The sequence below is a fragment of the Streptomyces huasconensis genome, from assembly GCF_021028635.1.
GTDB lineage: Bacteria > Actinomycetota > Actinomycetes > Streptomycetales > Streptomycetaceae > Streptomyces > Streptomyces huasconensis.
Window position 1 is genome coordinate 5,361,014 of sequence record NZ_CP086119.1, and the last position, 20,907, is coordinate 5,381,920.

Consider the following 20,907-nt stretch of genomic DNA (forward strand, 5'->3'; position numbering starts at 1 on the left):
GGGAGACAGAGCGAAGGGGCCAAGAGCAAGACCCGGTACCAGCCGCCAACCGGCCGACCCAGGCCGGCACGACCAGACGAGGAAACCACCACCGTGCAACTCGAAGCGCACGCCCCGTCCGTACCGCCTTCACAGGTGATCTCCCCGCCCACTCCCACGGAGGACCCGACCTTGACTCCCCTCACCGCGCTCACCGCGCTCGACGACGCCATCGAGAACCTCGGCGTACCCGTCCCCTGCCGCGCCTACGACCCCGAGGTCTTCTTCGCCGAGTCCCCGGCCGACGTCGAGTACGCGAAGTCCCTCTGCCGCACCTGCCCGCTGGTGGAGGCCTGCCTCGCCGGCGCCAAGGAGCGGCGAGAGCCGTGGGGCGTCTGGGGCGGCGAGCTGTTCGTCCAGGGCGTGGTCGTTGCCCGCAAGCGGCCCCGTGGCCGCCCGCGCAAGAACCCGGTCGTCGCATGAGCACCGCCGGAACCATCGACCGCCCCCTGACGCACGACCCCAAGAAGCAGGCCCCGATGAAGGCAGCCACCCGCGAGCCCGCAGGCTCCGCGACCCGAGACTTCACCACCACCGGCGCGCACACCTCGCGCCAGAACAGGACCCGAGAAATGCAACTCATCCCAGAAGCCATGGCTCGTGCGCATATGCACGAACGACTGCGTGAAGCCGAGGCGGAACGCCCGGCCGAGCGCCTGATGGCGGCCCGCCGTATGCAGCGCCGCGCGGAGCGCGCCTCGCTGCGTGCCCGGCGCGCGCTCGCCCTGGCGGTCATGCAGTAAGAGCACGATGACGCACGACGACGGGGGCCGGTCCAACGGACCGGCCCCCGTCGTGCGTTGTGCCCACTGAACCAGACTGCCCGGCGATATGGTCGCCGGGTGGACGAGCAGAAGCCTCAGCACCCCGCCGCCGAGGACCGCGTGTGCTCCCGCTGCGGCACGGTGGCCGAAGGCATACCGCCGACCTGGACCTGCTCCGTGGAGAACGGCGTCCGTCGCTACTACTGCGAAGCCTGCGCGCGGGAGAACATCCGAGCCATCGAGGGCCGCCTCGACTCCGACTGGTGGTAGCCCCTGAGACACCTGAGGCCGCTGCCGGCTCAGGTGCCTCAGACTTAAGGTCTCAGGCCCCCGCCACGGCCTCGCCCTCCTCGACGACGAAGCCGGGCAGCCACTCCTCCAGCTCCGTCCTCATCCGCACCGTCGCGTTCAGCTGACACAGCACCCCGATCGTGCTCAACGTCACACGGTGTATCAGCAGATACGACGGCGGGAGGTTCAGCCGCTTGCCCAGCTGGTAGGCGGGGGAGCGGGGATCGGCCACCCGGGCCGCCTGGCTGCGCATCCAGCCGCGGGTGAACGTGAACTCCTCCACCAGCATCGGCTCGATGATCGGCAGGAGGTAGTCGAGCACCGCGTCGGGTTCCAGCTCGACGGTCTCCTTGACGAAGCCCTCCTCGCACAACATCTCGTAGACCGCGTCGGCCTCGCCGTCCAGCGTCATCCGCAGCGATTCACCGATGGTGGTGGGCAGACCGCCCGGCAGCCGGTCCACCGTGCCGAAGTCCAGGACACCCAGGCGCCAGCCGCCCTTCTCGTCGGGCAGCAGGCGGAAGTTGCCCGGGTGCGGGTCGGCGTGCAGGAGTCCCGTGCGCGCCGGGCCGGAGAAGAGGAAGCGGGCCAGCAGCTGGCCTGCCCGGTCGCGCTGCTCCTGCGTGCCGTCGGCAATCACCTCCGACAGCGGGATGCCGTCGATCCACTCCGTGATCAGGACCTGCTCGCCCTGGTGCACCACCTCGGGCACCACCACGTCGGGGTCGTCGGCGAACTCCGAGGCGTGCGCCTGCTGCGCCTGCGCCTCCAAGCCGTAGTCCAGCTCTTCCGAGACCCGGTCCCGCAGCTCCGCGATGAGCGGCTTGATGTCCATCCCCGGGATCAGCGGCCCCAGGAGGCGGGCGAACCGGCTGAGTTGGGTCAGATCGGAGAGCAGCGCCTCGCCCGCTCCCGGATACTGCACCTTGACCGCGACCTCGCGTCCGTCCGCCCACACCGCCCGGTGCACCTGGCCGATCGACGCGGCGGCCGCGGGCTTGTCCTCGAACTCCAGGAACAGGTCGCGCCAGTCCTCACCGAGCCGCTCCACGAGCACCGAGTGCACGGTGCTCGTCGGCATCGGCGGCGCCGCCTCCTGCAACTTCGTCAGCGCCGCGCGGTAGGGCCCGGCGACCTCCTCCGGCAGCGCCGACTCGAAGACGGACAGGGCCTGCCCGAACTTCATGGCGCCGCCCTTGAGCTCGCCGAGGACCTTGAACAGCTGCTCCGCCGTGCGCTGTTGCAGCTCGCGCCCGACGATCTCCGCCGACTTGCCCCCGATCCGCTTGCCGAGCCCCCAGGTCGCGCGTCCCGCGAAGCCGAGTGGCAGCGCGGCCAATTTGGCGGTTCGGGTGACCGCCTTCCGGGGAAGATCAGACATGCGCCCCTCCAAGTCCCAGACAGCCACGCCTTCTCAGGCGGTTACCCGGCCATTGTTGCGTGCCGCTCCCCGGCTGCGGTGAGCCGATCCCCCTTAACGTCCTTCTTCGCGTCCGCACCCGCCCCGCACGGACAGGCGGGATGCGGCCAAACCGGACGCGCGTGCCAGTCGAATCCCGGGACGGACGCCTCCCAACGGACTCCTGAAGCGGCCATGGACGTCCCGTCCAGGAAGGCCAGCGCATGCCCCGCGACCAGCCCGGCGACCGAGGTCGACAGGGCGAGGTCACACGCGGGTACCGGCCGCGCACGCCCCGAGCGCCACTGCGCCAGCATCCGGCCCCACGTGGGATCGCGGTCCGCCCGCTGCCGGAAGAGGCAGCCCGCGCAGGCGGTCGCGCCGGGCAGGACCAAGGGGCCGACCACTCCCGTCCCTTCGACCACCCCGGCGTAGAGGTGAGGCGTGCCGGCCGAGAGGAGACCCTCGGTGTGGAGCGGGTCGGGGGCATAGGCGTCCAGGCCGTCACGTGGGGCGATGATCACGAGCGACAGTCCGGCCTGGCCCTCGGCCGCCGAGGCCTGCCAGGCCGCCAGTGGCGCGGCCTGTGACCCGGGCGACGCGGGGCGGTGCGCGCGGGGCGGCCGGTCCGGCGCCGACTGCCGCACCAGCCGACGCGCGGTCGTGTCCCGGCGCTCCCCGATCGCCTCCGCCGGCAGCCCGCCGGGCGCGACGTCCCACGGCTCCACATGCCCGCCGTCCAGCACCTCGACCCGGCCCACCCCGGCTCCCGCGAGGACCGAGGCCACCACGGCGCCCACCCGCCCCGCTCCCTGAACGCGGACATGCATGGCCCGGCGGGCCGCCAGCCGCTCGACCGCTTCACCCGGCTCTGACGAGAGAAGCGACAGCGAGGCCAGGTCGGACCGCAGCCGGTCCATGGTGCCGCTGCGCTTGCGCAGGGCGTCGGCCGCGGGGCCGCCGCCCGTCGCGTCGTCGAGCAGGCCGGCCCGCGACAACTCGGTCAGCAATTTGTCCACGTGGCCGTCGGGCAGTCCCATCCGCCTGGCCTCCTCGCGCAGGAGCGGCAGCCCGCGGGTGCCGTCCAGCAGGGTCAGGAAGCTGCCGGTCGCGGTGTCCATCGGGCCGAGCACCAAGGCGTGCGCGGGCGCCACCCCGAACTGCATGGTGCTCATGTCCCGCCAGCCGCGCCGCAGCGCGGGCTTCAGGGTCGGATGCATGGTGGTCCCCCGTCCTCCGCCCGGCGCGGCCCCGTCCGCCGCGCCCGATCGACTGCCAGAATGCCCGCCCCGCCGCCTGCTCGCGTCGCGTTGTCCACAGGCGCGTGATGCTTGTCGTACTAATCAGTCGCACCGGCCCCACCACCGGAAAGCGGATCGCCGCCGAACCGTCCCGGAGGCGGGACTTCCCCCACGCCCAGCGGGTAACGTCGGGGCGTGCCCGCCGACCCGTCCTCTCGCGTCGCTGGGGAGACCTCAGCGCGTCGCGCCGGAACTCCGCAGCGCAGCACGACCAGTCCGCCGCCCTCCGGCGCGGGCCCCAGTGCGGTCGAGGTCAGACGCAGCGCCCGCCGGCGCCGTACGGTCTCGGCGTACCGCGAGGGCGACCGCACCGTCGTCCTCATCCCCGCCCGCATGTCCGAGGCGGAGGAGCAGCGCTGGGTCAACGTGATGCTCGACAAGCTGGCGGCACAGGAGAGCAAGCGGCTCCTCGGTGACGCGGAGCTCTGCGAGCGGGCCGAGCGGCTCTCCGACCAGTACTTCGACGGCCGCGCGAGACCCGCCTCCGTGCGCTGGGTCACGAACCAGAACACCCGCTGGGGGTCCTGCACCCCGTCGGAGGGCAGCATCCGCCTTTCGCACCGGCTTCAGGGCATGCCGGAGTACGTCGTGGACTACGTCCTCGTCCATGAACTCGCCCACCTCCTCGTCCCCGGGCACGGGCCCCGTTTCTGGCGCTTGCTGGAGGCCTATCCGCGGACGGAAAGGGCCAGGGGCTACCTCGAAGGGGTGGTCGCCGCCGGGCGGCTGCCGCATCTGCCCGCCGCCCGCGAGGAGTGAACGTCCGCCGCGTCCCACCGTTGTGTAGCGGGTCTGTACCGGCTTCGCTCGCTGTCAGACTTTGCGGTTAGCCTGGCGCGACGCATTCACATTCGGGATGGGGGACGGTCGTTACGTATGGCCAGGGAATTCCAACGCGGCCACAAGGCCAAGATCAGTGACCTCACCGCGGGCACCGATCTGTACGTAGGCGTGCAGATCTCGGCTCCCGGGCTGACCTTCGACATCAGCTGCTTCGGCCTCGACGCGAGCGAGCGACTGTCGGACGACCGTTACTTCATCTTCTTCAACCAGCCGAAGTCCCCCGAGGAGTCGATCCAGCTCCTGGGCGCGCAGGCGGGCGACACCGAGTCCTTCCGCGTGACGCTCGACCGTATCCCGCAGCAAATCCACCGGCTCTCGTTCACGGCGACGATCGACGGCGCCGGGCAGATGTCGCAGGTCGCCTCCGGGTACATCCGCATCGTCGCGGGCGGCGAGGAAGTGGCGCGCTACGCCTTCACCGGCGCGGAGTTCTCCACGGAGCGCGCCGTCATGCTGGGCGACTTCTACCTGAAGGACGTCTGGCGGTTCGCCGCGATCGGCCAGGGCTTCGACGGCGGACTCGAGGCCCTCCTGCGGAACTTCGGCGGCGAGGTCGCCGAGGAGGAGCCCGCGCCCCAGCAGCCGCAAGCCGCAGCGCCCTCTTTCGCGCCCCCGGCGCAGGCCGCGGCCCCGCCCGCGTTCGGCGCGCCCGCCGCCCCGGCCCCGGCGGCACCTGCGCCCGCCCCCGTGCAGAGCTTCGCGCCGCCGCAGGGCGCCACGCCGCCCCCGGCGCCCGCCCCGGCCGAGCCGCCGGTGCACACCGCGCAGACCATCGTGGCGCCGGTGCACCAGCCGGCTGGTGGCACGCTGCCGCCCGCGCCGGCGCCGTACGGCCAGCCCGGTCAGCAGCCCGCGCAGCAGCCCCAGTACGGCCAGATGCCCGGCCAGCAGCAGGCTCCCGGCCAGACCGCGCCCCTGCCGCCGGGCTACGGCCAGCAGCCGCACGCCCCGATGCCGCAGGCCCCCATGCCTCCCGGTTACGGTCAGCAGCCGCCGAGCGGTCAGTTCCCCGGCCGGCCCCCGGCACCCCAGGGAGCCCCGCAAGGTGCGGCTCCTCAGGGCGCCGGTGTCGCCGCCGCCCTCCAGAAGTACCGCGAAGCCCCCACCGGCCAGCGCTGGACGCAGCAGAACGAGAAGCTGATCCGCGTCGACCTCGGCGTCGCCGACCAGCCGATCCTCGCCCGCCAGGGCTCCATGGTGCTCTACCAGGGCAAGGTCGAGTTCAGTTACAAGGGCGCGGGCTTCGCCGGCCGCATCGTCGGCAACGCCACCGGCCAGGAGATGCAGCTGATGCGCTGCTCCGGCCGCGGCCAGGTCTTCCTCGCCGAAAAGGGCACGCACCTGCACCCCATCGAACTCCAGGGCGACGCGATCTGCGTCTCCGCGGAGAACGTCCTCGCCTTCGACGAGTCCCTCCAGCACGAGGTGCGCAGGATCGAGGGCCACGGCATCCCCGGCGGCGCACTGTTCGTCATGCAGTTCCAGGGCAACGGCACCGTCATCGTGAAGACCCACGGTGTGCCCGTCGTGCTGCCTGTCACGCCGACGACGTTCGCCGACTGCCATGCCGTCGTCGCCTGGTCGGCCGCCGCGCAGGCGATCGTTTCCAGCCAGGTGCGGCTGCGCAGCAACGCGTACGCGGGCTCCACGGGGGAGAGCGTGAACCTCCAGTTCCGTGGCGCGCCCGGCAATTTCATCGTCGTCCAGCCGTACGAGGTCTGAGGGAGCCCGTCATGAACCAGCAACTCGCGGGCTTCGCCCCCGCACCCGTCACCGCCCGCATGGAGAACCACGGCCACCACATGGTCAAGGTCGCCATGCAGACCGGCAACGACCTCCTCGCGCGCGTGGGCTCGATGGTCGCCTACGAAGGGTTCGTCCAGTACGAGCCGAACCCGCCCGCCGTCCGCCAGGTCGCGCGCGAGTGGATGACCGGCGAGGGCGCGCCCTTGATGAAGTGCTCCGGAGACGGCCTGCTCTATCTCGCCGACTACGGAGCGGACGTCGTCGTCATCAACCTGGCGGGCGACTCCCTCTCGGTGAACGGCACCAACCTGCTCGCCTTCGACGCGTCCCTCCAGTGGGGCGTCGAGCGGGTCAAGGGCATGGCCAAGTTCGCCGGGCAGGGCCTGTGGAACATCACGATCTCCGGCCAGGGATGGGTCGCGCTGACCTCCCGCGGCACGCCCATCGTCGTCGACTGCGGTCGCGGCGAGGACGAGACGTACGTCGACCCGGACGCCCTGATCGCCTGGTCCCCGAACCTCAAGGTGAAGGGCAAGCGCAGCTTCAAGGCCGGCTCCCTCATCGGGCGCGGCAGTGGCGAGGCCTACCAGATGGGCTTCTCCGGAGAGGGCATCGTCGTCGTACAGCCCAGTGAGGACAGCACCGACCGTCTCCGAGCCCGGGGCTGAGGGGGAGCAACACACCATGCAGAGCCCGCTTTTCGCACACGCAGAACAGCAGACCCAGGAGCGCTACTCCGTCCAGAACCCGCAGCTGCTGCGGGTCGCCCTGGAGGGGCACGACGACGTCCTGGCCCGCAAGGGCGCCATGGTCGCCTATCAGGGGATGATCGAGTTCGACGCCGAGTACCAGAGCCAGGGCAGCCAGCGTGCCCGCGCGCAGACCGGTGAGGGCCTGGACCTGATGCGCTGCCACGGCCAGGGCACCGTCTATTTCGCCAACCTCGCCCAGTACATCCACGTGGTGGATGTGGACCAGGACGGCCTGACCGTGGACAGCAGCTACGTCCTCGCGATGGACTCGTCGCTGACCCACCAGGTCATCGCCGTGGACAGCCAGTACGGCATCTCCGGCTCGGGCAAGTACCAGCTCAACATCTCCGGGCGGGGCAAGGTCGCCCTGATGACGTCCGGTCAGCCGCTGATGCTCCAGGTCACGCCCGACCGGTACGTCAACGCGGACGCGGACGCCGTCGTCGCCTGGTCCAACGGCCTGCGGGTGCAGATGCAGGCCCAGACCCACTCCTCGGGCGTCTGGCGGCGCCGCGGCAACACCGGCGAGGGCTGGGAGCTGAGCTTCATGGGGCAGGGGTACGCGCTCGTCCAGCCGAGCGAGATGCTGCCGCCGCAGAACGCGGTCATCGGGCGGGGCACTCAAGCGCAGTTCGGGGTGGGCCAGCAAGGGGCCCGGGAGCAGAACCAGGGGAACGTCTGGAGTTGAGCCCCACGGGGCTACAGGAGCGCGGGGAACCGCGAGCCGGCGGTGGCTGGTCGCGCAGTTCCCCGCGCCCCTTCGGGGGCGCGTCCCCAGAAGGCGCTCTACAGGCGCGCCCTCGTCGCCTCCATCAGGCGTACGACCGACTCGTCGGCCACGGACGCCACCTCGTCGTACGCGAACCAGCGCAGGTCCAGGGATTCGTCGCTGATGGCCTCGACGGCGTCGGCCGGGGCGAGCGCCGCGTACTGCACGTCGAGATGCTGGGTGCAGGGCCCGGGGATCGGGTGCTGGTCCAGGCGGACCGGGCCGCCCGGGAGCAGCGTCAGACCGGGCACACCGGACTCCTCCGTGGCCTCGCGCAGCGCGGCAGCGGCCAGCGACGTGTCGCCCGGCTCGCAGTGGCCGCCCATCTGGAGCCACATCCGCAGCTTCTTGTGCAGGGTGAGCAGGACCCGCCCGCGCGACGGGTCGACCACCAGGGCGCTCGCCGTCACATGGCCCGCGGTGCAGGCCTTCCACATGCCGTCGTCCCCGTGCGTGGACAGGTGGTCCAGATAGGCCTGGCGCAGCTCAGCCTGGCCGCCCCGTCCCTCGTACCCCTTCAGGACGAGGACGGCGTCGTCGTAGAGGCTCACTTGCCGCCGTCCTCCGGGGACTGGTCGTCGCGCTCGTCCTTCGTGAGGTCCGGCTTCGCGGAGGAACCGCCGCCCGCGGCCTCGCCGAGCATCTTGTCCAGCTCGGAGAAGTCCATCTGCTCCCGGTGGACGAAGCCGTCGGGGTCGTCCAGGTCAGACGCCGTCGGCAGCATGTCCGGGTGCTCCCACAGGCCGTCGCGGCCGTCGACACCGCGCGCGTCCGTGAGCGAGGCCCACAGGCGCGAGGCGTCCCGCAGGCGGCGCGGGCGCAGCTCCAGGCCGATCAGCGTGGCGAACGTCTGCTCCGCGGGGCCGCCCGAGGCACGGCGGCGGCGCAGCGTCTCCCGGAGGGCGTCGGCGGACGACAGACGGGGCTTGGCCGCGGCGTGCACCACGGCGTCCACCCAGCCCTCCACGAGCGCCAGCGCGGTCTCCAGGCGCGCCAGGGCGGCCTTCTGGGCCGGGCTGTCCTCCGGCTGGAACATGCCCTGCTGCAGGGCCTCCTGCAGCTGCTCGGGGTTCTGCGGGTCGAGCTGGCCGACGACGTCCTCCAGCTTGGCCGTGTCGACCTTGATCCCACGGGCGTACCCCTCGACGGCGCCGAACAGGTGCGAGCGCAGCCACGGGACGTGCGAGAAGAGCCGCTGGTGGGCGGCCTCGCGCAGCGCCAGGTAGAGCCGCACCTCGTCCTTGTCGATACCGAGGTCCTTGCCGAACGTCTCGATGTTCACCGGGAGGAGCGCGGCCTTCCCGGAGGGGCCGAGCGGCAGACCGATGTCGGTGGAGCCGACGACCTCACCGGCGAGGACACCGACAGCCTGTCCGATCTGCTGGCCGAACATGGCGCCACCCATGGAGCGCATCATGCCGATCAGCGGGCCCGCCATGGCCTGCATCTCCTCGGGCAGGACGTCGCCCATGGCGAGGCCGACGCGCTCGGCGACCGGGTCGACCAGCTCCTTCCACACCGGCAGGGTCGCCTCGACCCACTCGGCGCGGCTCCACGCCACGGCCGTGCCGGACCCGGACGGCAGCGACGTCGCGTCGTCCAGCCACAGGTCGGCCAGGCGCACGGCCTCCTCGACGGCGGAGCGCTCGGCGGGGCCGACGCTGGCGTCCTTGACGCCGTCCGCCGTCCCCTGGGAGACGGTCTGGCGGGCGATGTCCTTGGCCATGTCCCAGTTCACCGGGCCGCCCTCGTACGAGAGCATCTGGCCGAGCTGCTGGAAGGCGGCCCCCAGGTCGTTCGGGTTCATGGAACCGAACATGGCGGCGAACGGGTTGTCCCCGCCGCCCGGGCCGCCCGCGCCGGGGAACCCGAAACCGAACGGGTTGCCGGGGCCACCGGCGGCACCCTGCCCCCCGCCCTGGCCCTGTCCGGGGGATTCCTTCTTCTTGCCCTCGTCGCCGTCTTCCGGCTCCTCCGGCGGAAGGCCGAATCCGAATGGGGTGTCACTCACGGGATTCCTCGGCTCGTCAGGCCGCCGGTATCGTTCCGGCGGCGGCTGCCCTACAACACCACCCAGCGTAGACACCGTGACGGGTTCGGGCCTCGGTGCTTCGCCGACCGGTGGCCTGCGGCAGGATGGATGCCACCTGGTACGTACGCGTCATTCGCGTACGTACTGAAGACAACCGCTGGAGACGCCCGGTGAGTTCCCCAGATCCACAGGTTCGCGCAGCGCGAAACCCGTCAACCCCGCCGCCCGCCCGTGGCCCCGTCGTGGCCGTCACCGGCGCCGCCTCCGGCGTGGGCGCGCTGCTGACCGAGCGCCTCGCCGCCTCGGAGGAGATCAAGCAGGTCATCGCCATCGACGAGCGCCGAGGTGACTCCTCGCAGGTCCAGTGGCACATCCTGGACGTGCGGGACCCGGCGATCGCCGAGAGGCTGCGCGGCGCGGACGTCGTCGTGCACCTGGCGCTCGATCTCGACCTGGAGACCGATGGCGCGGCCCGTACGGCGTACAACGTACGGGGCACGCAGACCGTCCTGACCGCCGCTGCCGCCGCGGGCGTCCACCGTGTCGTCCTGTGCACCTCGGCGATGGTCTACGGAGCGCTGCCCGAGAACGAACTGCCCCTCTCCGAAGACGCCGAGTTGCGCGCGACCGCGGAGGCCACCGGGGTCGGTGACCTTCTGGAGGTCGAGCGGCTCGCCCGCCGGGCGCCGCGCGCGCACCCCGGGCTCAACGTCACCGTCGTACGGCCCGCGATCCTGGTGGGCGGCACCGACACGGCGCTGACCCGCTACTTCGAGTCGCCCCGCCTGTTGGTCGTGGCGGGCTCCCGGCCGGCCTGGCAGTTCTGTCACGTCGAGGATCTGTGCAGTGCCCTGGAGTACGCCGTCCTGGAGAAGGTCGACGGCGAGCTGGCCGTGGGGTGTGACGGCTGGCTGGAGCAGGAGGAGGTCGAGGAGCTGAGCGGCATCCGCCGGATGGAGCTGCCCTCGGCGGTCGCGCTCGGCGCGGCGGCCCGGCTGCACCGCATCGGGCTCACCCCGTCGCCGGCCGGTGACCTCGCCTACACGATGTATCCCTGGGTGGTCAGTGTCAGCCGCCTGCACGATGCCGGGTGGCGGCCGCAGTGGACCAACGAGGAGGTCCTCGCGGAGCTGCTCGAGGAGGTCGCCGGACGGCGGACCGTGGCCGGGCGGCGGCTCGGCCGCAAGGACGCGACGGCGGCGGGGGCCGCGGGGGCGACGGTGGCGCTGTTGGGTGCGGCGGCGGTGGTGCGGAGGGCGCGGAAGGCGCGGCGGCGGATCTGAGGGTTGGGGTGGTGCCGTCGTGCTGCCCACCCTGTGGGCGGTTTGGCGGGCGCCGCCTTGCTGTGCACTCCGTAGGCAGCTTGGTAGGCGCTGCCCTGCTGTGGGCTCCGCGCAGGTGCCTTGGCGGGCCGCCTCTTTAACCGCACCCGGCAGCCGGCGCTGTGCCCACCCGTTCCGCCGTGCGGAACGCCTGCCCACAGCGAGGGATGGGAGCCGCCATGCGGAACTGTCTGTCCGCAGCCAGGGTCGGTGCCGTGTGGAATGCCTGGCCGTGGGCCGGGCCGCTGTATGGATGTCCTATTCCGTGTCGTGGCTGCGTGCGGCACCATGGCCGCATGGCACGTACCACGATGGACCATCCGGGCGAGCAGGGCGCGCAGGAACCGATTCGCCTTCTCGCGATCCGTGACACCCCGCTCTCCCTGGACGAGGTCTTCCGGGCCGTCGGCGACGACGCGGCGGGTGGCACGGCGCTCTTCGTGGGGACCGTGCGCAACCACGACGGCGGCGCCGACGTCGACGAACTGGGTTACTCGACGCACCCGACCGCCGAGGCCGAAATGCGCCGCGTGGCCGAAAAGGTCGTCGCCGAGTTCCCGGTGCGCGCCCTGGCCGCCGTGCACCGCGTCGGTGATCTCGCGGTCGGCGACCTCGCGGTGGTCGTGGCGGTCTCCTGCCCGCATCGCGCCGAGGCCTTCGACGCCTGCCGCAAGCTGATCGACGACCTCAAGCACGAGGTGCCGATCTGGAAGCACCAGCGGTTCTCCGACGGCAAGGAGGAGTGGGTCGGCGCCTGTTGAGACCCGCTCCCGGGGAGGGCTCGGCCCCGGTCCCTGTGACGAATCGTGCGGCTCCGGTTGCGTAACCCGACCCCTGCCGCGAGCGTTGACCTTGCGGATGATTAATCTGCTGATCAGTCAGTTGTGGTCGCTCATGGGGTCGGGAGTTCGACATGGCATCACTTGCCTGGTTGCTGATTCCGCTGCTGGCGGCCGTCGGGGCGGGACTGTGGGGCGGCTGGGCCGCCCGTAACCGCAAGTCCGGCAGGACCGGCGACAACGTGGAGCTCAACGGCTACGCCGCCTTCCGTGAGGCGATGGAGAAGTCCCGCTCCGGTACGTGACGTCCCGCTCCGGGAGCCGCGGTGGCCGTGTCCCCGTACGGACCGGCCCCACAGGTGCGGCGATGGGCCTGTCCCGTACTGTCGTTCCATGCCACGCCGCACTGCGACGATGCTCGCCTCCACCCTGATGCTGATCGCGCTGCTCTGCGCCGGAGTGCTCAGCAAAGTGCCCTACTCGGAGATGTCCCCGGGCCCCACGGTGAACACCCTCGGTGATCACGACGGCGAGCCGGTGCTGCAGATCTCGGGGCACAAGACGTACCCCACGAGTGGCAACCTCAACATGACGACCGTCAGGGTGACCAGCGCCGATTACAAGATGAACCTCGCGGAGGCCGTCTACGGCTGGCTGGCGCACGACAACATCGTGGTGCCGCACGACACGCTCTACCCGAACGGCAAGACCGAACAGCAGTCCACCCAGGAGAACGCCGAGGAGTTCAGTCAGTCCCAGGAGAGCGCCAAGGTGGCGGCGCTCAGGGAACTGAAGCTTCCGGTGGAGTCCCAGGTCATCGTCGCCACCGTCTTCAAGGGAGACCCGGCCGAGGGCAAGCTGCACGCGGGGGACGTTATCCAGAAGGTCGACGGGAAGCCCGTCAAGGAGATGACGGACGTCGCCAAGCTCGTCACCGAGCACAAGCCCGGCGAAACCGTGACCTTCACGGTCGTCCCGGTCAAGGAAGCGGCCGCCGCCGAGAAGTCGGGCAAGAAGGCGACCAGGACCGAGAACATCACGATCACGACGAAGAAGGCGGACAGCGGCGACCGTGCGGTCGTCGGCATCGAGGCGGGCACCGACCACACGTTCCCGTTCACGATCGACATCAAGCTGGCCGACGTGGGCGGTCCCAGCGCCGGACTGATGTTCGCCCTCGGCATCGTCGACAAGCTGACGCCGAAGGACCTGACCGGCGGCAAGTTCGTGGCCGGCACCGGCACCATCAACGAAAAGGGCAAGGTCGGCCCGATCGGCGGCATCGAGATGAAGACCGTCGGTGCGCGCGAGAAGGGCGCCGAGTACTTCCTGACGCCGAAGGACAACTGCGCGGCGGCCGCGACCGACGTCCCGGACGGGCTCACCCTGGTCAAGGTCGACACCATCGACGACGCCGTGAAGTCCCTGGAGAAGATCCGCAAGGGCGACACCGACGCCCTGCCGAGCTGCACCGCGAAGTAACGCACCACGAAGTAACGCACCGCGAAGCAGCGGCTCGGCCCGGGAGGCGGGACAGCCGTACGCCGGTACGCGGGTGGAGGCACCGCTCGGCGCCACCCACCCGCGCGCGTACGTGCGGACGCGGGCGCTACGCGAAGGTCGCCGCCAGGGCGTCCGCGAGGCCGGGCACCAGGTCGGAGCCCGTGAGGACCTCGGTCGGCGAGTCCTTCTCGCGCAGCCGCAGCGCGGACTCGCGCGCCCCGTCACGGAGCACCGCCACCGTCATGCGGACCTCCTGGCGGTCGGGGTGCTTCGCCACCCACTTCGCCAGCTGGGCCTCACTCAGGCCCTCGGGTACGGACGTCTCGGCGGACGGCGGCAGCATCAGGCGCTCCACCGTGAGGGCGCAGCCCGTCACCGCGTCCGGCCAGGCGATGGTGCCGAGGAACTCGTCCAGCGGCTTGTCCGCGGGGATCTCCTCCTGCTCGATGGGGGTGAAACCGGCGTGTTCCACGCCGTCGTCGAGGCCGAGCTGGGAGGCGAGGCCGGGTTCTTGGGTGCGCAGTCGCGCCGTGTCGACGAGCGCGAAGAGGCGGGCGGGCCGGTCCCAGCCGAGGCCGGAGACGTACTCGTCGATCTCGAGGACGGCCCGGGTGAGGGGGCTCGCTGCCATGGGAGTGTTGGACATGGTCACAATCCTGCCTCGTTCGTCCCCAGAATCGGGAACCGAGTAAAGCGTGAGTAAGTTGCATAGGTGTGGGTCCGCGATCTCGGGGGCCTGACGGACCAACACGAATCAACAGCGAACTTCGAGGTGCGCACCTTGGCTTTCCAGATGCCGGACCGCGGCGGAGGCCCGACGGGGCCACGGATCAGAGTGGGCCGACCCTCCCGTCGCGTCCGGACCCTGCTCATGACATTGGGCGTGCTGGCCGTGCTGGCCATGGCCTTCGTCATGTTCTCCGGGTTCTGGACGGACTGGTTGTGGTACCGCTCGGTCAACTACTCCTCGGTCTTCAAGACGACCCTGTGGACCAAGATCGGCCTGTTCTTCTTCTTCGGCCTCCTCATGGCGGCCGCGGTCGGCGTGAACATCTGGCTGGCGCACCGGCTGCGCCCGCCGCTCAGCGCGATGTCGATGGAGCAGCAGAGCCTCGACCGGTACCGCATGGGCATCGCCCCCTACAAGAAGTGGCTGCTGATCGGGGTCACCGCCCTGGTGGGACTGATCGCGGGCGCCTCCGCGGCGGGACAGTGGCGCACCTGGCTCATGTGGGTCAACGGCGTGCCCTTCGGCCAGAAGGACCCGCAGTTCCACATGGACGTGTCGTTCTTCGCGTTCGACCTGCCCTGGTACCGCTTCCTGCTGGGCTTCGGCTTCGCGGCGGCGGTGCTCTCCCTGGTGGCCGCCGCTCTGACGCACTACCTGTACGGCGGACTGCGGATCACCAGCCCCGGCGCGCGCGCGACCGCGGCGGCGACCGGCCACCTCTCGGTGCTGCTCGGTGTCTTCGTCTCGCTCAAGGCCATCGCGTACTGGCTCGACCGGTACGGCCTCGCGGTGAAGTCCAGTGACTTCAAGGCGACGGGCAACTGGACCGGCCTGAGGTACGTCGACGCCAACGCCTACCTGCCGGCGAAGACGATCCTGTTCTGCATCGCCGTCATCTGCGCCCTGCTCTTCTTCGCGACGCTGTGGCGCCGCACCTGGCAGCTGCCGGTCATCGGCTTCGGCCTGATGGTCCTCTCGGCGATCCTCATCGGCGGGCTCTACCCCGCGATCGTCCAGAAGTTCCAGGTCCAGCCGAACGAGCAGGCCAAGGAAGCGCCCTACATCGAGAAGAACATCCAGGCCACCCGCGACGCCTACGGCATCAGCGGTGTGAAGCCCGAGGACTACCGGGGCGCGGGCAGGGTCGACGAGGACCGCCGGAAGAAGCGCGAGGACGCCGACACGGCGGCCAACTACCGGCTGAACGACCCGAACATCGTCTCGCCGACGTTCCAGCAGCTGGAGCAGGAGCGCAGCTACTACCAGTTCCCGACGACACTCGACGTGGACCGCTACAACGGCCAGGACACCATCGTCGGTCTGCGCGAGCTGAACGTGAACAAGCTCGACAAGCGGAACTGGATCAACGACCACTTCGCGTACACGCACGGCTACGGCGTCGTCGCGGCCAAGGGCACGGAGACCAAGGAGGGCTCCAAGGGCGCCCCCGCGTTCACCGAGTCCGGGCTGCCCACCAAGGGCAACCTCGGCAAGTACGAGCAGCGGATCTACTACGGCGAGAAGACGACGCAGTACTCGATCGTTGGCGGGCCCCAGAAGGAGCTCGACTACGAAGAGGACCACGGCGGCCAGAAGACGTACAGCTACAAGGGCGACAGCGGCGTCAACCTCTCCAACCCGATCAACCGTGCCGCGTACGCGGTCTCCTTCGGAGAGCCCCAGATCCTGTACTCCGGGGCGATCGGCGAGGGCTCGCGGATTCTCTACAACCGCACCCCCAAGGAGCGCGTCGAGGCGGTGGCCCCCTGGCTGACGATCGACGGCGACGTCTACCCGACGGTGGTCGACGGCCGCATCCAGTGGGTCGTCGACGCCTACACGACCACCAACGGCTATCCGTACGCCTCGCGCACCACGCTCGGTGACACCACGGCTGACTCCTTGTCGCAGGCGGACAGTCAGCGCACGGTGATCGCCCAGCAGAACCAGGTCAACTACATCCGTAACTCGGTGAAGGCGACCGTCGACGCGTACACCGGTGACGTCAAGCTCTACACCTGGGACGAGAAGGACCCGGTCCTGAAGACCTGGAAGAAGGCGTTCCCGGGCACGGTCAAGGACAAGAGCGAGATCCCCTCGGCGCTCAACGACCACCTGCGCTACCCGCAGGACATGTTCAAGGTCCAGCGTGAACTGCTGACGCTCTACCACGTCACGGACCCCGGGCAGTTCTACAACGCGAGTGACGCCTGGCAGGTGCCGAACGACCCGACGAAGAAGGACGACAGCGCGGTCCCGCCGTACTACCTGTCCTTGAAGGCGCCGGGTCAGGACCGGCAGCAGTTCGCGCTGACGACGACGTTCACCCCGAGTGAGCGGCCCAACCTGCGGGCCTTCATGACGGTCGACGCCGATGCCAGAAGCAAGAACTACGGCAAGATGAAGCTGCTGAGAGTGACCGGCGACGTCGACGGCCCTGAACAGGTCCAGAACAAGCTGAACTCCATGAAGGAGGTCGGCACCTTCGTCCGCGACATGAAGGGCGCCGACTCCGACGTCCTCTACGGCAATCTGCTGACCGTGCCACTGGACGACGGCTTCCTCTACGTCGAACCCGTCTATGTGCAGGGCCGCAAGTCGGCGTATCCGCTGCTGAAGAAGGTGGCCGTGTCGTACGGCACGGAGACCGTCTTCGCGGACTCCCTGGGCGAGGGCCTCGATCAGGTCTTCGGCGCGGCGGGCGGCACGAAGCCGCCGGCCCAGGACCAGGACGGGGACGCGGACACGGACGAGCCGACCAAGCCGCCCAGGACGAACGACCCGACGGTCCAGGCCGCGCTCGACGACGCCCAGAAGGCGTTCGACGACGGCGAGAAGGCCATGAAGGAAGGCGACTGGAAGAAGTACGGCGAGGCCCAGGAGCGGCTCCAGGAGGCACTGGAGCGGGCCGAGGAGGCGTCGGCCAAGGCGGCGGAGAAGGAAGCCGCCGACGGCGCGGACAAGAACGCCGACAAGAGCCCGGAGAAGGGTGCCGACAAGGGCGCGGACAAGGCCTCCGACAAGGAGGGCGACAAGGCGTCCGACAAGGAGGGCGGCAGCGGCGGCTAGCAGCTGGTCAGAGCGCCACCTCGCGCCGTGGTACGGTTTGAACACAACGGCGCGGGGTGGAGCAGCTCGGTAGCTCGCTGGGCTCATAACCCAGAGGTCGCAGGTTCAAATCCTGTCCCCGCTACTGCAAGACGAAGGCCCGGATCGATCCATAAGGATCGATCCGGGCCTTCGTCGTGTGCCATGGGCCGATGCCGGTCGTGTGCGGGTGTCCTATGCCAAGTCAAGTGAACGGCGCGGTGACGGGGGAGAGTTGGGGGATCTGTGTTTCACTTATCTCTCTGTGGGCATGTCGACAAAACGCTGAAGTGACCTCACTGGCTGCGGTATACCAGGTATACCCAGGTTGCAGGTGGTGCGACGATGGACGTTATGGGGGACAAGGCAACTCTGTTGGATACAGGGCGGTTTGTGCAGGCGGCCGACCGGGAGGACGATCCCGGGACGGCCGCCGAAGAGATGCGCCATCGGCTGGCCGCCGAGGCCGGGGACGTCGACGCGATGAGCGTCCTGGGGAGCCTTCTGCTGCGCCGCGGTGATCTCGACGGGGCCGAATCCCTGCTGCGCGCGGCGACCGCCGAGGGCGACCGCGCCGCCGCCAACAACCTCGGCGTCCTCCTTCACCAGCGCGGTTACGCGGACGAGGCGGCCGGCTGGTGGCGGGTCGCCGCCGTCGCCGGTTCCGCCGCGGCCGCGCACGCGCTCGGCCGGTACCACCGCGAGCGCGGCGACGAGCCCGCCGCCGAGTACTGGCTGCGCCAGTCCGCCGAGCAGGGCCACACCCTCGGGGCGTACGCGCTCGCGGACCTCCTGGAACACCGCGGTGACGTCGGCGCCGAGCGCTGGATGCGGGTCGCCGCCGAGCGCGGCCACCGCGAGGCCGCGTACCGCCTGGCCCGTGCGCTCGACCGGCGGGCGGCGGCGGAGCGCGGTGAGCCCGCCGAGCGCGGCGAGGGCCCCGTGCCGGTCCGCCGCGCCGCGCGCGCCGGGCGTGCGGACGTGAGCACCCCGGCCGGTGAGGCCGAGCAGTGGTACCGCCAGGCCGCCGCGCGCGGCCACCGGCGGGCCGCGCTGCACCTCGGCGCGATCCTGGAGCACCGCGGCGAGCTGAAGGAGGCCGGCCGCTGGTACCTCAACTCCGCCAAGGACGGCGAGTCCCGGGCTGCCTGTGCGCTCGGCTTCCTGCTGCGGGACGCGGGGGACGAGGAGAGCGCCGCCGTGTGGTGGCTCAAGGCCGCGCAGGACGGCGACGGCAACGCCGCGAACGCGCTGGGCGCGCTGCACGCCGAGCGCGGCGAGACGCAGACCGCCGAGCGGTGGTACCGCGCCGCCATGGACGCGGGCGACGTGAACGGCGCGTACAACCTCGGGCTGCTCTGCGCCGAGCAGGGCCGCACCGCGCAGGCCGACCAGTGGTACCGCCGCGCCGCGTACGCCGGGCACCGCGAGGCCGCGAACGCCCTGGCCGTGCTGCTGCTCCAGGGCGGGGACGCGGCCGGCGCCGAGCCGTGGTTCTCCAAGGCCGCCGAGGCGGGCAGCGTCGACGCGGCGTTCAACCTCGGCATCCTCTACGCGAGCAGGGGTGACGAGGCCGCGGCCCTGCGCTGGTACGAGCGCGCGGCCGCCGACGGGCACACCGACGCCGCCCTCCAGGTCGGCACCGCGCGGCTGCGCGAGGGCGACGAGCAGGAGGCCGAGCGGCATCTGCGGTGCGCGGCCGGGGGCGGCAGCGCGGAGGCGGCGTACCGGCTCGGCACGCTGCTCGACGCGCGGCGCCCCGCGGCGGCGCCGCCCGCGCTCGGTGAGCCCGCGGCGGAGAAGACGGAGTGCGAGGAGTGGTACGAGCGCGCGGCCGAGCAGGGGCACCGCCGGGCCCAGGTCCGAGTCGGCATGCTGGCCGCCGGGCGGGGTGACGTCGTCGAGGCCGCGCGGTGGTACCGCAAGGCCGCGGAGGCCGGCAGCCGCAACGGCGCGTTCAACCTCGGGCTGCTGCTCGCCCGCGAGGGGAGCGAGCCGGAAGCCGCCCTGTGGTGGACGCGGGCCGCCGACGCCGGGCACGGCAGGGCGGCCCTGCGGCTGGCCCTCCTCTACGCCCGGCGCGGGCAGCTGGCGCAGGGGCAGCGGTGGGCGTCGCGAGCGGTAGAGCTGGGCCCCGCGGAGGTCGCCGAGCGGGCGGGGCGCCTGCGCGAGGCACTGCGGCAGGAACTGTCGGCGTAATCGCGCTGCGGGGAACGTGACCGCGCTACGGGGACGTGTCCGCGTTGCGGGGACGTGGCCGCGCCACGAGGACATGACCCGCGCCGTGGGGACGTGACTCGCGCCATGGGGACGTGACCGCGCCAGGAGGGCGTGGCCGTGCCACGGGGACGTAACCGCGCCACGAGGACGCGACCCGTGCCATGGGGCCATGCTCGCGCCACGAGGGCGCGACCCGCGCCACGGGGCCATGCCCGCGCCACGGGGGCGCGCCCCGCGCCACGAGGACGTGTCCCCGCCATGGGGATGTGACCGCGCCACGCGGACGTGTTCGCGTCACAAGGATGTGACCGCGCCGCGTCGACGGACCGGGCCGCGGCGACGGACCGCGCCACGAGGACGTGTCCGCGCTGCAAGGATGTGACCGCGCCGCGGCGACGGACCGCGCCACGAGGACGTGTCCGCGCCACGGGGATGTGACCGTGCCACGAGGACGTGTCCGCGCCACGGGGACGTGTCCGCGCCGCGAGGACATGACCGTGCCACGGCGACGCAGCCGCCCCAGGGGGGTGGTCATGGTGCCGGAGGCGGTTACCCCGGCGTGGGGCGGGTCATGTCCTCGGCACCATGCCCGCCCCCCCCGCCACCCCGGAACGGATTTGCGCTGGTCGTAGCCCTGACGTAGTGTTGTGTTCACCGACGCGGGGTGGAGCAGCTCGGTAGCTCGCTGGGCTCATAACCCAGAGGTCGCAGGTTCAAATCCTGTCCCCGCTACTGAAACCGAAGGCCCGGAATCCGAATGGATTCCGGGCCTTCGGCGTGCGTGCGCGATGCCGAGCCTCGCATGGCCGCCGCACGCCGAAGGGCCCGGCGCCTTTCGGTGCCGGGCCCTTCAGTGACGTACGAAAAATGGGCGCTACGCCGCCGCGCAGCTCGGGCAGACGCCGCGGTACGTGACCTCGACGCCCTCGACCGTGAAGCCGAAGCGCTCGGAGTCGGGGAGGCTGGTCAGGGGGTTGCCCGTGGGGTGCACGTCACGGATGGCGCCGCAGCGGGCGCAGACCAGGTGGTGGTGGGGGCGGTGGGCGTTCGGGTCGTACCGCTTCGCGCGGCGGTCCGTCGAGACCTCGAGGATCTCGCCGAGGCTCACCAGCTCGCCCAGCGTGTTGTAGACGGTCGCCCGGGAGATCTCGGGCAGCTTGTCCGCGGCGCGGGCGTGCACCTCGTCCGCCGTCAGGTGGACGTGGTCCCCGTCGAGGACCTCGGCCACGACGCGCCGCTGTGCGGTCATGCGCCAGCCGCGTCCGCGCAGTCGTTCCAACAGGTCACTCATGAAAACCAGCCTAACAGGCAGGGGAGCCAGTCCCGAACG

At 71.1% G+C, this 20,907-nt stretch carries 19 protein-coding genes and 2 tRNA genes; 15 read left to right on the plus strand and 6 right to left on the minus strand.

Features of this window, described 5'->3' with window-relative positions:
- The first annotated feature begins 93 nt into the window (after positions 1–93).
- The 3 genes from J2N69_RS24575 (at position 94) to J2N69_RS24585 (ending at position 1,073) form a co-directional block, all read left to right on the plus strand.
- Positions 94–462, plus strand: a complete 369-nt coding sequence (locus J2N69_RS24575; protein ID WP_127913289.1) for a WhiB family transcriptional regulator — start codon at positions 94–96, stop codon at positions 460–462.
- Positions 459–782: a hypothetical protein gene (locus tag J2N69_RS24580; RefSeq protein WP_230902660.1), complete on the plus strand. Its 324-nt coding sequence runs from the start codon at positions 459–461 to the stop codon at positions 780–782. Before J2N69_RS24575 ends, J2N69_RS24580 begins: the two co-directional genes overlap by 4 nt.
- A 99-nt stretch (positions 783–881) precedes the next feature.
- Positions 882–1,073, plus strand: a complete 192-nt coding sequence (locus J2N69_RS24585) for a hypothetical protein (protein WP_230902661.1) — start codon at positions 882–884, stop codon at positions 1,071–1,073.
- A 52-nt stretch (positions 1,074–1,125) separates the two neighbouring features.
- On the opposite strand, the gene J2N69_RS24590 is transcribed toward J2N69_RS24585, so the two are convergent.
- Positions 1,126–2,475 carry an ABC1 kinase family protein gene (locus tag J2N69_RS24590; RefSeq protein ID WP_230902662.1) on the minus strand — a complete coding sequence of 450 codons (1,350 nt, stop codon included), beginning with the start codon at positions 2,473–2,475 and terminating at the stop codon, positions 1,126–1,128.
- Positions 2,476–2,516: 41 nt separating this feature from the next.
- Positions 2,517–3,713, minus strand: coding sequence for a TOMM precursor leader peptide-binding protein (locus J2N69_RS24595; RefSeq protein ID WP_230902663.1), 1,197 nt, complete (start codon positions 3,711–3,713; stop codon positions 2,517–2,519).
- 216 nt (positions 3,714–3,929) lie between these two features.
- Between J2N69_RS24595 and J2N69_RS24600 the strand changes: the two genes are divergently transcribed.
- The 4 genes from J2N69_RS24600 to J2N69_RS24615 all read left to right on the plus strand — a co-directional run bounded on the left by J2N69_RS24600 (position 3,930) and on the right by J2N69_RS24615 (position 7,823).
- Entirely contained in the window at positions 3,930–4,553 is a 624-nt protein-coding gene (locus tag J2N69_RS24600; protein ID WP_127913378.1) for a M48 metallopeptidase family protein, read from the plus strand.
- 117 nt (positions 4,554–4,670) lie between these two features.
- Positions 4,671–6,359 carry a TerD family protein gene (locus J2N69_RS24605; protein WP_230902664.1) on the plus strand — a complete coding sequence of 563 codons (1,689 nt, stop codon included), beginning with the start codon at positions 4,671–4,673 and terminating at the stop codon, positions 6,357–6,359.
- A gap of 11 nt (positions 6,360–6,370) precedes the next feature.
- Positions 6,371–7,051 carry an AIM24 family protein gene (locus J2N69_RS24610; RefSeq protein ID WP_127913057.1) on the plus strand — a complete coding sequence of 227 codons (681 nt, stop codon included), beginning with the start codon at positions 6,371–6,373 and terminating at the stop codon, positions 7,049–7,051.
- Between the two features lie 16 nt (positions 7,052–7,067).
- On the plus strand, positions 7,068–7,823 hold the full coding sequence (locus tag J2N69_RS24615; RefSeq protein ID WP_230902665.1) for an AIM24 family protein: 756 nt from the start codon (positions 7,068–7,070) through the stop codon (positions 7,821–7,823).
- Between the two features lie 98 nt (positions 7,824–7,921).
- Here the strand turns inward: J2N69_RS24615 and J2N69_RS24620 are convergent, their stop codons facing one another.
- Together J2N69_RS24620 and J2N69_RS24625 are read right to left on the minus strand one after the other, a co-directional pair.
- Positions 7,922–8,455, minus strand: coding sequence for an NUDIX hydrolase (locus J2N69_RS24620; protein ID WP_230902666.1), 534 nt, complete (start codon positions 8,453–8,455; stop codon positions 7,922–7,924).
- On the minus strand, positions 8,452–9,915 hold the full coding sequence (locus J2N69_RS24625; protein ID WP_230902667.1) for a zinc-dependent metalloprotease: 1,464 nt from the start codon (positions 9,913–9,915) through the stop codon (positions 8,452–8,454). Before J2N69_RS24625 ends, J2N69_RS24620 begins: the two co-directional genes overlap by 4 nt.
- 191 nt (positions 9,916–10,106) lie before the next feature.
- Here J2N69_RS24625 and J2N69_RS24630 point away from each other — a divergent pair, with 191 nt between their 5' ends.
- The 4 genes from J2N69_RS24630 to J2N69_RS24645 all read left to right on the plus strand — a co-directional run bounded on the left by J2N69_RS24630 (position 10,107) and on the right by J2N69_RS24645 (position 13,519).
- Entirely contained in the window at positions 10,107–11,219 is a 1,113-nt protein-coding gene (locus J2N69_RS24630; protein ID WP_230902668.1) for an SDR family oxidoreductase, read from the plus strand.
- 335 nt (positions 11,220–11,554) lie between these two features.
- Positions 11,555–12,019, plus strand: coding sequence for a molybdenum cofactor biosynthesis protein MoaE (locus J2N69_RS24635; protein WP_127913062.1), 465 nt, complete (start codon positions 11,555–11,557; stop codon positions 12,017–12,019).
- A 152-nt stretch (positions 12,020–12,171) separates the two neighbouring features.
- Positions 12,172–12,342 carry a hypothetical protein gene (locus tag J2N69_RS24640; RefSeq protein WP_167516019.1) on the plus strand — a complete coding sequence of 57 codons (171 nt, stop codon included), beginning with the start codon at positions 12,172–12,174 and terminating at the stop codon, positions 12,340–12,342.
- A gap of 88 nt (positions 12,343–12,430) precedes the next feature.
- The gene (locus tag J2N69_RS24645; RefSeq protein ID WP_230902669.1) at positions 12,431–13,519 is read left to right on the plus strand and encodes a YlbL family protein; all 1,089 of its coding nucleotides are present in this window, start codon (positions 12,431–12,433) and stop codon (positions 13,517–13,519) included.
- A gap of 127 nt (positions 13,520–13,646) precedes the next feature.
- On the opposite strand, the gene J2N69_RS24650 is transcribed toward J2N69_RS24645, so the two are convergent.
- Positions 13,647–14,186 (minus strand): PPA1309 family protein, encoded by a 540-nt coding sequence (locus J2N69_RS24650; protein WP_167516036.1) that lies wholly within the window; start codon positions 14,184–14,186, stop codon positions 13,647–13,649.
- A gap of 147 nt (positions 14,187–14,333) precedes the next feature.
- Here J2N69_RS24650 and J2N69_RS24655 point away from each other — a divergent pair, with 147 nt between their 5' ends.
- The 4 genes from J2N69_RS24655 to J2N69_RS24670 all read left to right on the plus strand — a co-directional run bounded on the left by J2N69_RS24655 (position 14,334) and on the right by J2N69_RS24670 (position 20,309).
- Positions 14,334–17,339: a UPF0182 family membrane protein gene (locus J2N69_RS24655; RefSeq protein WP_230904856.1), complete on the plus strand. Its 3,006-nt coding sequence runs from the start codon at positions 14,334–14,336 to the stop codon at positions 17,337–17,339.
- Positions 17,340–17,389: 50 nt separating this feature from the next.
- Positions 17,390–17,463, plus strand: a tRNA-Met gene (locus J2N69_RS24660).
- A 239-nt stretch (positions 17,464–17,702) separates the two neighbouring features.
- Complete coding sequence (locus tag J2N69_RS24665) at positions 17,703–19,556, plus strand: tetratricopeptide repeat protein (RefSeq protein ID WP_230902670.1); 1,854 nt, start codon at positions 17,703–17,705, stop codon at positions 19,554–19,556.
- A 679-nt stretch (positions 19,557–20,235) separates the two neighbouring features.
- Positions 20,236–20,309 (plus strand) — tRNA-Met (locus J2N69_RS24670).
- 142 nt (positions 20,310–20,451) lie between these two features.
- Here J2N69_RS24670 and J2N69_RS24675 read toward each other — a convergent pair.
- Positions 20,452–20,868, minus strand: coding sequence for a Fur family transcriptional regulator (locus J2N69_RS24675; protein WP_230902671.1), 417 nt, complete (start codon positions 20,866–20,868; stop codon positions 20,452–20,454).
- Positions 20,869–20,907 lie beyond the last annotated feature (39 nt).

Excerpts from the sequence above, each read along its gene's own strand:
- J2N69_RS24580 (WP_230902660.1), top strand. The coding sequence starts at position 459 with ATGAGCACCGCCGGAACCATCGACCGCCCCCTGACGCACGACCCCAAG.
- J2N69_RS24590 (WP_230902662.1), bottom strand. The coding sequence starts at position 2,475 with ATGTCTGATCTTCCCCGGAAGGCGGTCACCCGAACCGCCAAATTGGCC.
- J2N69_RS24595 (WP_230902663.1), bottom strand. The coding sequence starts at position 3,713 with ATGCATCCGACCCTGAAGCCCGCGCTGCGGCGCGGCTGGCGGGACATG.
- J2N69_RS24605 (WP_230902664.1), top strand. The coding sequence starts at position 4,671 with ATGGCCAGGGAATTCCAACGCGGCCACAAGGCCAAGATCAGTGACCTC.
- J2N69_RS24610 (WP_127913057.1), top strand. The coding sequence starts at position 6,371 with ATGAACCAGCAACTCGCGGGCTTCGCCCCCGCACCCGTCACCGCCCGC.
- J2N69_RS24615 (WP_230902665.1), top strand. The coding sequence starts at position 7,068 with ATGCAGAGCCCGCTTTTCGCACACGCAGAACAGCAGACCCAGGAGCGC.
- J2N69_RS24635 (WP_127913062.1), top strand. The coding sequence starts at position 11,555 with ATGGCACGTACCACGATGGACCATCCGGGCGAGCAGGGCGCGCAGGAA.
- J2N69_RS24640 (WP_167516019.1), top strand. The coding sequence starts at position 12,172 with ATGGCATCACTTGCCTGGTTGCTGATTCCGCTGCTGGCGGCCGTCGGG.
- J2N69_RS24645 (WP_230902669.1), top strand. The coding sequence starts at position 12,431 with ATGCCACGCCGCACTGCGACGATGCTCGCCTCCACCCTGATGCTGATC.
- J2N69_RS24650 (WP_167516036.1), bottom strand. The coding sequence starts at position 14,186 with ATGTCCAACACTCCCATGGCAGCGAGCCCCCTCACCCGGGCCGTCCTC.
- J2N69_RS24655 (WP_230904856.1), top strand. The coding sequence starts at position 14,334 with ATGCCGGACCGCGGCGGAGGCCCGACGGGGCCACGGATCAGAGTGGGC.
- J2N69_RS24665 (WP_230902670.1), top strand. The coding sequence starts at position 17,703 with ATGGACGTTATGGGGGACAAGGCAACTCTGTTGGATACAGGGCGGTTT.
- J2N69_RS24675 (WP_230902671.1), bottom strand. The coding sequence starts at position 20,868 with ATGAGTGACCTGTTGGAACGACTGCGCGGACGCGGCTGGCGCATGACC.